Genomic DNA, 13239 nt, shown 5'->3' with positions numbered 1-13239 from the left:
ATGCAGCGTTATTTTCTTGATGAAGTGAGTGCATTCAATCAAACATATCAGATCAGTAGTAAAGATGATGTGCATCATATAAAGAACGTCATGCGACAGCAAATTGGCGATAAAGTGATTATTAACTTTACGAATGATACGATGATCTGTGAGATTATTGATATACAATCTGAAATTACAGTAAAACCGATTGAACACATCGATATACAGACGGAAATGCCTATATCTGTAACGATTGCGAGTGGGTTACTTAAAAACGATAAGTATGAATGGATGATACAGAAAGCGACAGAACTTGGCGCAAGTGCGTTTATCCCGTTTGTAAGTGAGCGAACAATCGTTAAAGTGGACGAAAAGAAGTTTCAGAAGAAATTAGAAAGATTTTCTAAGATCGTTAAAGAAGCAGCTGAGCAGAGTTACAGACAAATTGTTCCTACGATTGACTTTGCTCAAAGTGGAAAAGCACTCGTACAAAAGCTTGAAGCATTTGATCATGTGCTGATTGCGTATGAAGAGACAGCGAAGTCTGGTGAGATGAAGAGCTTTACAGAAGCATTGAAAAATGTGAAGCAAGGTGAGAAAGTTTGTGTAATCTTTGGTCCGGAAGGTGGACTGAGTGAAGCGGAAGTGGCTCAGTTTGGTAGTAAAGTAATAGGGCTCGGACCTCGTATATTAAGAGCAGAGACGGCACCGCTTTATGCATTGTCATCAATGAGTTTTCATTTTGAGTTGAATTAAAGTGTATAATAAATATAGAAAAAACCAGCAGATATTTCTGCTGGTTTTTTCTATATACGCCATTCATGCTTATGATGAGGATGGTGTCTGTCACATTGATGCGCGTGAGATAGGAACTAAAGGAAAGAAAGTCATGGACTTCTATCAGTACGAAATGCTCGATTATGCTTCAAAAATAGACGCACGTCTGAAAGATAAAATAGGTACGCCATTTACAAATAATTTAGATACTGTAATGGAGAAATTTTCAAACGTCAAAATTGAAGAGATTCTAGTAAAAAAAGAAAGTACAGGACACCATCAAACATATCAATCAACAACTCGACTAATTAAAGGTGACGCAAAAGAAGCAGAAAAAAGTAATGTATACTCACTTGAAGAACTGCTAAAATCAGATAAAAATATTCAGAAAATAATTGATCAGAACTATAACCAAATAAAAAAAGATAAAGAAAATAAAGATTTAAAGAAAGCAGAATTTGTAGATATGTACCTTAAAGGAAATAGTTTTGATTATGAAAGTTATGATGAAGAAGCGAAGCGACTCGAGGCCGAAAGAAAGGCGGAGCTCGAAAGAGAAGCGCAAGAACGTAAGGAAATGGTTTTTGATGTCGTTGCTACAGCAGGGATAATTGGACTGACAATAATAAATCCAGTTGCCGGTGCTATTGCAGCTGGAGCTTATACAGCTTATTCAGCAGGGAATGTGGTAACAGGAAGAAACTTAATCTCAGGAAGAAAATTATCGAACATTGAACGTGGGATTGAAGGTGCGTCGTTAATACCAGTACCGCCATTTTTGAAAGGCGCGGGTAAGAAATTACTGATGAAAGTACTGGAGAAGTCGGGTGTGAAGGCGTCTGCGAAAGTATTGAAGTCGGGGGTTTCAAAGCACATTAAGATGCCTGATCATTTAAAGGTGTTAAAGTCATCGTTTGCAGATAAGTTGAGCAAGGATAATGCACAGCGTTTAATGGAACGGTTACATGGAAAAGAAGTGCTGGAGAAATCGAGTGAGTGGGTTTCACGGAGTACACAGTATATCAAAAATGGTGTTAATAATACATTTGAGAAAAGTTTTGGATTAGATAGTTTAATCAAACCAAAACTGTCTGGTGATCATGTATTAAACCAAATCGTTAAAAATACAAACATACAACGTCTACCATCTGTGCTAAGTCAGAAAGTAATTCCATATCGTGTTGTGAAAGATCGCGTGATACACGATATCTCACACGTGAAGAAAACAATCGCAAGGCCTGTAGAACAGTTTAGAAAGCACTACGAACCAGCATTCAATCAGTTTATTGATAATGTGAGTAGTGGGACGAAACGCGCGTTTAATAACTTAGAATATAGTAAACTTGTCGGTAATCATCTGCATGTGAAGATGTTTGATAAGCCTGTGTTTCGTTTAACACGAGAGGAATTAGAGATTATACTAAGAAGTAAGATGACAGATGCCAAAGCTAAGTTGTGTGAGTTGAATCTTATTAAGAACTGTTTCGTGGCGGGGACTTTGATACAAACTAAGTTTGGTTTAAAACCAATTGAAACGATTCAAGTCAGAGATGAAGTTTTATCTCGATGCATGGAAACTGGAAGGGTTACATATAAGAAAGTCACAGATATATTCCATAAGCAAACAGACGTCATCACGACAATTACTCTCGTAAGTGGTGAAACAATCAAATCTACACCGCAACATTTATACTATACAACGAATAGAGGATTCATCGTGGCAGAAGTATTAACTGATGGTGATACACTGTTGTGTCAAAATCAGTTGATAAGAATTAGAAAAATTGAAACAAAAGAGAAGACCACGGCAGTATATAACTTTGAAGTAGAGGATTATCATACTTATTTCGTTGGGAATGTAAGTGTGCTGTTGCATAATGATTGTACAGATGCGGAGATGAGATTTGATTATGGTGCTTTACTACGTAGTTATGTCGGAGATCCACCAGAATGGATGGTAAGACCACATGCGCACCATATTATATACAAACGTGGTCTGGGTTTAAAACAAAGAAGGTTATCAAAAAGAGGACAGGAGATATTAAGGCATTATGGAATTGATCCAATAAAAGGACCAGAAAATTTAGTATGGGCACCGAATGTAAAAGGATTGCATACTGCTGAAAATCTTGAAAAGATTGTTGATGAATTGGAGAGAGTTTATTTAGAAGGTGGTTCAAGGAATGAAATACAAATGGTGCTTAATAAATATGGTAGTATTGCGCATAAATGGGGGAGTTAAGAATGGATATTGAAAAAATCAGACATATAAATAATATTATTAATAATGATGATTACAAAAGTTTTTTAGAATTATATTCTGTGGATAATGAATTTATATTTGATGGAGGAAAATACAAATCTTTTTTACAAAGAATAATTTATAATCAGCCTAATAATATCTTAAAGTTTATTATTAATAATATTGACTCAATTCTGATAAATCCTAAAATGAAAAATATTGACTTACTGACGTCAGTTGTAGAGACAGAAAATGAAAAATTGATTGAATTGATGCTTAATAAACAAATTAAAGTTACCTATGATAGCATATATACTGCTGTTGATCGAAATATAAACATTAATCTTATTTGTAAGTTAATTGATAATATTACGTTAGAAATAGATTTTAGAAAGCTACGTGATATTAGTAAAAGGTTACATAGAACTGACATAGTTGAATTAATAGATGAGAAGTATCTTCCAAAAACACCGGAAGCAAAACGTCAATCTAGTGACGTTATTATAGAATTTATTGATAATAGTGCTGAAACTGTTCTTGAGTTACCTGATGCTACATACGAATTGAGTCATGAGATAACGAGAGACGTTCATATTATTGGGAGTGAGAATACAAAATTTAAGCCTTCTCAATTTGAAGGGATTTTCCAGGTGAATCAAGCAAGTGTTGTTCTCGAACGATTGATACTTGAAGCGAAAGACGCGTTCCTTGTTCCTGTGATTAATGGGAAATTAGTTCTGAAGAACTGTAAGCTTTCAATTGGGGCTTATGGTATTTTCGGGGAGGATAGTACGATTGAACTTGTTGACTGTGAAATTGTTCAAGAAGGAACAGACATGCCGGCGCATAGTGTGATTACGATAGACCGCAGTGCATTAACAATTTCAGGTTCAATGGTTGAAGTAGAGATTGCATTTGCGCAGATGAAGTCTGGGTGTAAGGTGGTTGTAGAGCATTCTAAGTTCGAAGGTAATATAGAACACGCAATGTTCTACACGAATACGAGTATGGATATTGAAATAAGTGATTCTTCATTATTCAATGCCAAAGCAGGAATAATGGTTAAGGATAATAGTAATATTAAAGTGACTGATACAATGTTCAGACATTTTGATCGAATGATTTATTGTCGTGATAACAACAATGTTCAAGTCAATAACACTGAAATGAAATTGGCTGGCTCTTGTATTCAAGCGGGTAGAAAGTGTGAATTGAATATTGAAGATAGTCAGTTTTCATCTGCAGATGAAAACCATATCACAATTGATCAGAAATCTGTACTAAACGTTAAGCGTAGCAAGTTTGATAATGCGAATATGGCAGCGTTATCTGGTTTGAAAGCAAGTGTGATTAATGTGGAGGACAGTGAGATTGACACTACCATTGCCGGTGTCGTAACGCAAGGTGGTAAGCTGAATATTGAGAGAACGAAGTTTATAGAAATTGATGAAGAGGGCGCGGTACGAGGGGTTAAGAATGATATGATTTCCTTGAAGGACGTCATCATCGATTCAAGTTTAACCGACATTATTGTAGATAAGCCGAGAAAATTAACACAGGAGAATGTGAAGATTACAAATCCTGTAACGATTGATGATTTATAATATATGAATGTAAACAGGCTGCAAATAGAAATATTGCAGCCTGTTTTATATACTAAAACTATAAAAAAGAGACTAATAATTTTTAGGTTGTCACGGATATATTCCATAACCAAACTGACATCATCAAAACAATTATATTCGCAAATACGGAAGTATATAACTTTGAGGTGGAGGATTATCATGGTTATTTCGGTTGAAATGTAAGAGTGCTGGTAAAAATAGATTGTACAGTCTTTGTGAGAGATCAGTTTGATAATGGTGATTTACTAGTAGTTATGTAGGTGATCCACCAGAGTGGATGGTAAGACCACATGCTCACCATATTGTTTACAAGTGTGGTCTTGGTTTAAAATAAAAAAGGTTATCTAAAAGTGGACAGGAGATATTAAGTCATTATGGAATTAATCCAATTAAAGGTTTAGAAAACTTAGTTTGGGTACCAAATATTAAAGGGTTACACTGCACAGAAAATTTAGAAAAATTAGTTGATGATTTGATTAATGTTCATAACGCTGGTTTAGGTAGAACTGAAATAATCGAAGTCTTAAATAAACATGGGGAAATAGCATTTTATTGGGGGTCTAAAGATGGAAGAAATTAATATTAAAGAAAATTATAAAATAGTGAGGGAAGGTACGTTAGATGACTTTAAGTCACTAATAAAAAAACCAAATATTTTGGATAATATATTTATGAATGAAACAATTGTATACTATGCAATATCTTGCAATCGCTTAGATATTCTTGAGTATGTGATTACAAATCAATTAATTGATATTAATTTTATCCCCGAAAATAATGATGATAATTTATTAACTAAGGCTTTGAGAACAAGAAATAAAAAAATTGCATTGTTTTTAATTAATAATGATTTAAAGATTGATCGTAAAAATGTTCAATTAAGCTTCTATTATCAATTTGACTATGAATTTATTAAATATATGTTAAAGCATGCGAGCAAAGAATATATTCCAATATTCAGAAAAAATGCACTAGAATTTAATAGAGAAGATGTGTTAAATCTCATTGATAATAAGTATATACATAAAAATGAATCATTAAAATTACAATCAAGTGATATAATTTTAAATTTTCTTAAAAATAGTTCTGATTCAATGATTGAATTACCAAATGGTGTTTTCGAGCTAAGTACAAAGATTAACAGGGATATACATATAAAAGGAGATGGAAAAACAAAACTTAAAGCAGCTAAACAAGAAGGAATTTTCCAAATTGATGGTAATGCTTTGACTTTAGAAAATTTAATTCTGGAGGCTGAGGAAGGCTTTTTAATACCAGTATATAATGGAAAATTAAATTTAAAAAATTGTAAGATAATAATTGATGAAATTGGTATTGTTTCTGAAAACAGCGCTATCAATCTTATAGATTGTGAGATGATTAGGCCATACAATAAAAACAACGCATACAGTGTCATGAAAATTAATACAACAGATTTAAATATCATTAATTCTAATATTGATGTTAACTTAGCAGTTGCTAGTGTCGAAAAACATTGTAAGGTTTCAGTTGAAAATTCAAATATAACTGGAAATCAAAATTTTCCGTTATTCTATAGTAAAGAAAGTATGGACATAATGATTTACAAATCTAATTTATATAACGCACATGTTGGAATTCAAACGAAATCAAATAGTAAAATAGTTGTTAAAAATTCAAATTTTGAAGGTTTTTATAGAGCAATTTATAGTGAAGATGGGTCTGAATTGAAAATAAAAAATTCAAAATTTAGAAAAGCAACTTCTAATATACAAATCGGAAAGAACTGCAGTATCGCTGTTGAAGATTGTATATTTTCATACGCAGATGAAAATCATGTCACTGTTGATCAGAAATCGGTATTAAACGTTAAGCGTAGCAAGTTTGATAATGCGAATATGGCAGCGTTATCTGGTTTGAAAGCAAGTGTGATCAATGTGGAGGACAGTGAGATTGACACTACCATTGCCGGTGTCGTAACGCAAGGTGGTCAGCTGAATATTGAGAGAACGAAATTTATAGAAATTGATGAAGAGGGCGCGGTACGAGGGGTTAAGAATGATATGATTTCCTTGAAGGACGTCATCATCGATTCAAGTTTAACCGACATTATTGTAGATAAACCGAGAAAATTAACACAGGAGAATGTGAAGATTACAAATCCTGTCACCGTTGATGATTTCATGTAATGCTGACGTTAAATTTGTAGTGTTATATAGTGATGCGCATTGATATTGTATGCAATGACATTGAAACTTATTACTATTCGTGGTATTTTTATATAATGCAAAGAATTATAAATGAGGTGAATATATGTCAACAGTTGCATTTCATACATTGGGCTGTAAAGTAAACCATTATGAAACAGAAGCGATTTGGCAGTTATTTAAAGATGCTGATTATGAGCGTGTTGATTTTGAACAAAATGCTGATGTCTATGTTATTAATACATGTACAGTAACAAACACAGGTGATAAGAAGAGTCGTCAGGTGATTCGCCGTGCGATTCGTCGTAATCCTGATGCGGTAATTTGTGTTACGGGTTGTTATGCACAAACATCATCTGCAGAAATTATGGATATAGCTGGTGTAGATATCGTTGTCGGTACGCAGGATCGTCATAAGATGCTGCCATATATCGAACAATACCGCGCAGAGCGTCAACCGATTAACGGTGTGACAAATATTATGAAGAATCGTACGTATGAAGAGTTAGATGTACCTTACTTTACTGACCGCACGCGTGCGTCTTTGAAGATTCAGGAAGGTTGTAATAACTTCTGTACATTCTGTATCATCCCTTGGGCGCGTGGTTTAATGCGTTCTCGTGATCCGAAAGAAGTTGTTCGTCAGGCAACACAGCTTGTTCAGTCTGGTTACCAGGAGATTGTTTTAACGGGTATTCATACTGGTGGTTATGGTGAAGATTTAAAGGATTATAATCTAGCGCAGTTACTTCGTGATCTCGAAACAATCGATGGTCTGAAACGTATTCGTATTTCTTCTATTGAGGCGAGTCAGTTAACGGATGAAGTTATTGATGTTATCGACAAGAGTAATAAAGTCGTGCGTCATCTACATATTCCGCTTCAGTCTGGTAGTGATACTGTGTTAAAACGTATGCGTCGTAAATATACGATGTCACATTTTTCTGAGCGTCTGAAGAAATTGCATGCGATTATGCCAGGCCTAGCGGTAACGAGTGATGTTATTGTCGGTTTCCCTGGTGAAACTGAGGAAGAATTCCAGGAAACGTATGACTTTATTTTAGCGCACGGTTTCAGTGAACTGCACGTCTTCCCGTACTCAATGCGTACAGGTACGCCTGCTGCCAGAATGACGGATCAGATTGATGAGAACGTGAAGAATGACCGTGTACATCGCTTAATTGCGTTAAGCGATCAGCTTGCAAAAGAATACGCAAGTCATTTCGAAGGTGAAGTGTTAGAAGTTATCCCGGAAGAGAAAGCTAGCAATGGTAACATGCTTGTTGGTTATACGGATAACTATTTAAAGGTTCAGTTTGAAGCAGATGAGCGTTTAATTGGTGAGCTCGTTAAAGTGAAGATTGATAAGAGTGGCTATCCTGTGAATGAAGGTACGTTTGTTACTGTCATTCCGAATGCTTATAAGAAGGCAGAAATGCAAGTTCATTAACGAAAAATTCGTTATTGACCTCGTGTAACTGTTGTATTATAATGTTTTAGTACATAGAATATTTTACTTATATCTATGTTTAAAATGTTCCGTTGATATTTGGAGGGAGGGAAATTATATGTCTAAAACTGTAGTTCGTAAAAACGAATCAATTGAAGATGCTTTACGTCGTTTCAAGCGTACTGTTTCTAAAAATGGTACGATTCAAGAAGTTCGTAAACGTGAATTCTACGAAAAACCAAGTGTTAAACGTAAAAAGAAATCAGAAGCAGCGCGTAAACGTAAATTCAAATAATATTTGCTCCCTCAAATATTGTTTATAGATGAGAAGTCTGGAAATTATTCCAGACTTCTTTTTTTGTGAACTTTTCATAAAGTTTATATTTTTACATATATTGTGAGTCAATTTTCTGTATAATGGATATAAGGAGGTGTTCAGTTGGATTTTTCATTACAGAATATCATCTTGCTTTTATTGATGATCGTTATGACGGTGTCATGTATATGGCAACTTTATACACCGAGAATCAGTAATGCGGGTATTATTTGTGTGATTGCAAGCTTGTTATTTTTTATTATGAATTTATATCATAATGATATTGAAGCACTTGCAATGATACTGTTTGCAGGCGGTATATTACTCGTCATTTTAGAGTTGTTTATTATCGGTGCGGTGATCGGTATACTCGGTATGATCTGTATTGTTGTTAGTTTCCTGCTTATTGGGGATAATATGCTGATGATGGCACTATTCGTATCGATTTGTATCATTATTGCATTAATAGAATGGGTGATTATTGTAAAGTTTTTCAAAAAGAGAATTCCTTTATTCCAGCAAGTCGTGCTGCACGATTCAACGAATAAGGAATCAGGTTATACATCACATGATGACAGGTCATATTTAGTCGGGCAGATGGCTGTTTGTTTAACTGATCTAAGACCTTCCGGTATAATTGTGCATGACGATAAACGTATCGATGCTGTGAGTGAAGGTGCGTTTATTAAGAAGGATACTTCAGTTAAAATTATTGAAGTTGAAGGCACACGTGTCGTCGTTAAATCAATTTAATTTAAGGAGTGGAATGAATGTCAGGTTTAATCGGTATTGGAATTATTGCATTTATCGTTATCGTCTTCTTGATGATATTATTCTCGTTTGTACCTGTAGGACTATGGATTTCAGCGTTAGCTGCAGGTGTTAAAGTCGGTATCGGTACACTTGTTGGTATGCGATTACGTCGTGTATCACCACGTCGCGTTATCGATCCATTAATCAAAGCGCATAAAGCTGGTTTATCATTAACGACAAACCAGTTAGAGTCACATTATTTAGCAGGGGGTAACGTTGACCGCGTTGTTGATGCAATTATAGCAGCGCAACGTGCAGATATTAATTTACCGTTTGAGCGCGGTGCTGCAATTGATTTAGCAGGCCGTGACGTGTTAGAAGCGGTACAGATGTCTGTTAACCCGAAAGTAATCGAAACGCCATTTATTGCAGGTGTAGCGATGAACGGTATCGAAGTAAAAGCGAAAGCGCGTATTACTGTACGTGCCAACATCGAGCGTCTTGTCGGTGGTGCTGGTGAAGAAACGATTGTAGCCCGTGTAGGTGAAGGGATTGTTTCTACAATCGGTTCAAGTCATTCGCATACGTCAGTATTAGAGAATCCGGATATGATTTCTCAAACAGTATTAGGGAAAGGTTTAGACTCTGGTACAGCATTTGAAATTCTGTCAATTGATATTGCTGATGTAGATATCGGTAAAAATATCGGTGCTGATCTTCAGACAGAACAGGCGCTTGCAGATAAGAATATCGCACAGGCGAAAGCAGAAGAACGTCGTGCGATGGCCGTAGCACAAGAGCAGGAAATGAAAGCCCGCGTACAGGAAATGCGTGCGAAAGTTGTGGAAGCTGAAGCTGAAGTACCACTTGCGATGGCTGAAGCGTTAAAGTCAGGTAATATTGGTGTTAAAGAATATTACAATTTAAAGAATATTGAATCAGACACTGGTATGCGCAACGCAATTAATAAGATGACAGATAAGAATGATGATACGCCTAAAAAATAAAGGGTGATTTGATGAGTGTAGGTACAATTATATTTATTATGATTGCTGTTATTAGTGGTGTTTCTGCATTACTGGACAAAAATAAAGGTAACGAAAGTAGCAGTAATCGTAAAGCTTCTGATGCTAAAGGTGTCTTATCGGAGTTTCAGCAGCAATTACAGCAAATCGAGGCCACGATTAATCAAGGTATGAATAATGATACTGAGCAGAAATCAGAAAAACCTCGTGGACAGACGCTCGGTCGAATAAAACCGAAAAAAGTAGTACAGCAACAAAGTGTGACGCAGCATGCGAAACAAAATGTTAAGCGTGCTGAAGAAAAAGTTACACGTATGAAACCATCACATAACTTCACGCTCGCTGAACAGATTTATAAGATTGAAAATGACGATAATCTGACAGCACGCCAGAAACAAAATCGTATACAAAGTTTAGTAATGACACAGGAGATCGAAGTTGCAGCTGATGATCTGACTTTCGATAAAGCTGCAGTTGTTAATGGTATAATCATGAGTGAAGTACTCGGAAAGCCGAAATCAATGCAATAGTTAAACCTTAAGTGATGTAAATCACTTAAGGTTTTTTTAGTTATAAGTTTGGATCTTTCTGTAGAAAGTATTAACGTATGCAGTTTAAAATTTGATAAAATAATGGTAAGAGGTGATGGCATGAGATATAAAAGTATCGTCAATTCATTTCAGAAATTAATGCTCATAATCATAATCGTTCTCGTATCCATTGCATTTTATCTGAATCCTGTTACAAGCGGCGTTGCATCACTATTACTTGGTAGCTTGCTGCTTTTTACGTTATTCAGGGAATATTATGATATAGAACGCAATGTTTTATTCATTACGAAAGGGTTTGAGCGTAAAGCGGTTAATATACGCGATATTGAGTTAATCAATCTTGTGAAAGTTAGGGATAATATTCTTGTAGAGCTTTACGGTAATGAACAGAAAGTCGTTGTGAAGCCGAAGTTGACGCTGGAATTTATAGCACATCTAAAGAAGGTAAATCCTGACATACAAATTCAGAACTTCAATTTAGCGGATACAATGTTAAACACTGCGTAATATAAATTAATTGTTTGTTATTTCTCAAACTGATAAAGTTAAATTAACGATAAATAAAGGAGTTTTTGAATGTCTGATATCATTCGCTTTGACAATATAAATGAAGCCCAGGCGATGCTTGGCAATAACGATGAATATTTAAATTATCTTGAGGAAGTTTATGGTGTGGAACTGCATACCCGTGGTCAGGAACTTACGATTCATGGCGATAATGAAGCTGTGCGTAAGGCTGAGGAAGTCATTATAAGTTTGCTTAAGATTATTCAAAAGGGTACGACAATTACGTTGCGTGATGTACAGTCTGCTGTTCAGATGTCAGAAAAAGGAACGATACACTATTTAAGTGATCTGTATGATGAAGAAATTACGAAAGATGCATCAGGGAAGTCTATTCGTGCGAAGACGATGGGACAGCGATTATATGTTCATCAGATTAAGAAGAATGATTTAGTTATAGGGATAGGACCGGCAGGAACAGGTAAGACGTTCCTCGCTGTTGTTATGGCAGCTCAAAGCTTACGCAATGGTAAAGTTAAGCGTATCGTACTGACACGTCCGGCTGTTGAGGCGGGTGAATCATTAGGTTTCTTACCTGGTGACTTGAAAGAGAAAGTAGATCCATATTTACGACCGTTATATGATGGTCTGCATTTCGTTTTAGGTGCAGAGCATACAGCACGTCTTATTGAACGAGGTGTTATTGAAATCGCACCGCTTGCTTATATGCGTGGACGTACACTTGAAGATGCATTTGTAATATTAGATGAAGCACAAAATACGACACAGGCACAGATGAAGATGTTTTTAACACGTTTAGGTTTTGGATCTAAGATGGTCATTACAGGTGATGAAACACAAATTGACTTACCTAAAGGTGTTAAGAGCGGGTTAATTGAAGCGGTTCAACGCTTAAGCCATGTTAAAGGTATAGAAGTGCATCATTTTGATGGTGCGGACGTAGTACGACATCCACTCGTTGGAAAGATTATTAATGCATATGAAGGAGACGTATAAATGTTAACTGTAGATTTTATTGATGATAATGGACAAATTGATGCGAAACATTTACCTGAGATCGAACGATTACTTATTTTTGCAGCTTCGCAGGAAGGTATTGATGAGGAAGCTGAAGTAGCAGTTTCATTCGTTGATGAGGAAGAAATTCAGGCGATAAATAAAGCATACCGTAATAAAGATGCTGTAACAGATGTAATTAGCTTCGCGCTTGAAGAAGGTGAAGATGACTTTGAAATGCCGGATGCACCTCGTGTACTTGGCGATATCATTATTTGTGTGAAACGCGCATTAGAGCAATCTGAGGAATATGGACATTCATTTGAACGTGAACTTGGGTTTTTATCATTGCATGGTTTACTGCACCTGCTTGGTTATGATCATATGAACGAAGCAGACGAAGCGCGTATGTTCGGTCGTCAGGACGAAATATTAAATGCTTTCGGTTTAAGTCGCGACGCATGATTAAACGGTTTAAACATCCGCTTGAAGGACTGATTGTATTATTACGCAAAGATAAAAATTTTCTCCTTCATTTAATTGCTGCTTTATTCGTCATCATTATTAGTGTATTATTTAATATCACGAGAACGGAATGGTTGTTTATCATTATTGCTATAAGTGCAGTACTCTTTATGGAAGTAATCAATACTTCTGTTGAATATGTTGTAGATCTCGTTACAGATGAATATCATCTATTAGCGAAATACGCAAAGGACACAGCAAGTCTTGCAGTACTAATTGCATCCATCATGAGCCTGCTTATCGGTATGATTATTTTTATACCGTATATATCAAAGTTATTCTAGGA

The 13239-nt window shown here is 35.6% G+C and carries 13 protein-coding genes; all 13 read left to right on the top strand.

The window, feature by feature from the left end; all coding sequences use genetic code 11:
* The 13 genes from LAU42_RS06595 (at position 1) to LAU42_RS06535 (ending at position 13237) form a co-directional block, all read left to right on the top strand.
* Positions 1-738: a 16S rRNA (uracil(1498)-N(3))-methyltransferase gene (locus LAU42_RS06595; RefSeq protein ID WP_224182845.1), complete on the top strand. Its 738-nt coding sequence runs from the start codon at positions 1-3 to the stop codon at positions 736-738.
* Position 739: 1 nt separating this feature from the next.
* A complete protein-coding gene (locus tag LAU42_RS06590) occupies positions 740-3001 on the top strand; it encodes a polymorphic toxin-type HINT domain-containing protein (protein ID WP_224182844.1) in 2262 nt (753 codons plus the stop codon).
* 2 nt (positions 3002-3003) lie between these two features.
* Positions 3004-4605, top strand: coding sequence for a right-handed parallel beta-helix repeat-containing protein (locus LAU42_RS06585; protein WP_224182843.1), 1602 nt, complete (start codon positions 3004-3006; stop codon positions 4603-4605).
* Positions 4606-5192: 587 nt separating this feature from the next.
* Positions 5193-6794, top strand: a complete 1602-nt coding sequence (locus LAU42_RS06580; protein ID WP_224182842.1) for a right-handed parallel beta-helix repeat-containing protein — start codon at positions 5193-5195, stop codon at positions 6792-6794.
* A 124-nt stretch (positions 6795-6918) separates the two neighbouring features.
* A complete protein-coding gene (gene mtaB, locus LAU42_RS06575; protein WP_224182841.1) occupies positions 6919-8262 on the top strand; it encodes a tRNA (N(6)-L-threonylcarbamoyladenosine(37)-C(2))-methylthiotransferase MtaB in 1344 nt (447 codons plus the stop codon).
* Positions 8263-8380: 118 nt separating this feature from the next.
* Positions 8381-8557 carry a 30S ribosomal protein S21 gene (rpsU, locus tag LAU42_RS06570; protein WP_041636032.1) on the top strand — a complete coding sequence of 59 codons (177 nt, stop codon included), beginning with the start codon at positions 8381-8383 and terminating at the stop codon, positions 8555-8557.
* 144 nt (positions 8558-8701) lie between these two features.
* Entirely contained in the window at positions 8702-9331 is a 630-nt protein-coding gene (locus LAU42_RS06565; RefSeq protein WP_224182840.1) for an NfeD family protein, read from the top strand.
* Between the two features lie 17 nt (positions 9332-9348).
* Entirely contained in the window at positions 9349-10338 is a 990-nt protein-coding gene (gene floA / locus LAU42_RS06560) for a flotillin-like protein FloA (RefSeq protein ID WP_224182839.1), read from the top strand.
* An 11-nt stretch (positions 10339-10349) separates the two neighbouring features.
* Positions 10350-10886 (top strand): hypothetical protein, encoded by a 537-nt coding sequence (locus LAU42_RS06555; RefSeq protein ID WP_224182838.1) that lies wholly within the window; start codon positions 10350-10352, stop codon positions 10884-10886.
* A gap of 120 nt (positions 10887-11006) precedes the next feature.
* Entirely contained in the window at positions 11007-11414 is a 408-nt protein-coding gene (locus LAU42_RS06550; RefSeq protein WP_224182837.1) for a PH domain-containing protein, read from the top strand.
* A gap of 69 nt (positions 11415-11483) precedes the next feature.
* Positions 11484-12428 (top strand): PhoH family protein, encoded by a 945-nt coding sequence (locus LAU42_RS06545; protein ID WP_224182836.1) that lies wholly within the window; start codon positions 11484-11486, stop codon positions 12426-12428.
* On the top strand, positions 12429-12893 hold the full coding sequence (gene ybeY / locus LAU42_RS06540; RefSeq protein ID WP_224182835.1) for an rRNA maturation RNase YbeY: 465 nt from the start codon (positions 12429-12431) through the stop codon (positions 12891-12893). It begins immediately after the preceding gene.
* Positions 12893-13237 (top strand): diacylglycerol kinase family protein, encoded by a 345-nt coding sequence (locus tag LAU42_RS06535; RefSeq protein ID WP_224184765.1) that lies wholly within the window; start codon positions 12893-12895, stop codon positions 13235-13237. Before ybeY ends, LAU42_RS06535 begins: the two co-directional genes overlap by 1 nt.
* The last annotated feature ends 2 nt before the right edge of the window (positions 13238-13239 follow it).

The sequence above is a fragment of the Macrococcus armenti genome, from assembly GCF_020097135.1.
GTDB lineage: Bacteria > Bacillota > Bacilli > Staphylococcales > Staphylococcaceae > Macrococcoides > Macrococcoides armenti.
This window is presented reverse-complemented; position numbering and strand designations above follow the sequence as displayed.

Coding starts and splice junctions, on each gene's coding strand:
- LAU42_RS06595 (WP_224182845.1), top strand. CDS start 1: ATGCAGCGTTATTTTCTTGATGAAGTGAGTGCATTCAATCAAACATAT.
- LAU42_RS06585 (WP_224182843.1), top strand. CDS start 3,004: ATGGATATTGAAAAAATCAGACATATAAATAATATTATTAATAATGAT.
- LAU42_RS06580 (WP_224182842.1), top strand. CDS start 5,193: ATGGAAGAAATTAATATTAAAGAAAATTATAAAATAGTGAGGGAAGGT.
- mtaB (WP_224182841.1), top strand. CDS start 6,919: ATGTCAACAGTTGCATTTCATACATTGGGCTGTAAAGTAAACCATTAT.
- rpsU (WP_041636032.1), top strand. CDS start 8,381: ATGTCTAAAACTGTAGTTCGTAAAAACGAATCAATTGAAGATGCTTTA.
- floA (WP_224182839.1), top strand. CDS start 9,349: ATGTCAGGTTTAATCGGTATTGGAATTATTGCATTTATCGTTATCGTC.
- LAU42_RS06555 (WP_224182838.1), top strand. CDS start 10,350: ATGAGTGTAGGTACAATTATATTTATTATGATTGCTGTTATTAGTGGT.
- LAU42_RS06550 (WP_224182837.1), top strand. CDS start 11,007: ATGAGATATAAAAGTATCGTCAATTCATTTCAGAAATTAATGCTCATA.
- LAU42_RS06545 (WP_224182836.1), top strand. CDS start 11,484: ATGTCTGATATCATTCGCTTTGACAATATAAATGAAGCCCAGGCGATG.
- ybeY (WP_224182835.1), top strand. CDS start 12,429: ATGTTAACTGTAGATTTTATTGATGATAATGGACAAATTGATGCGAAA.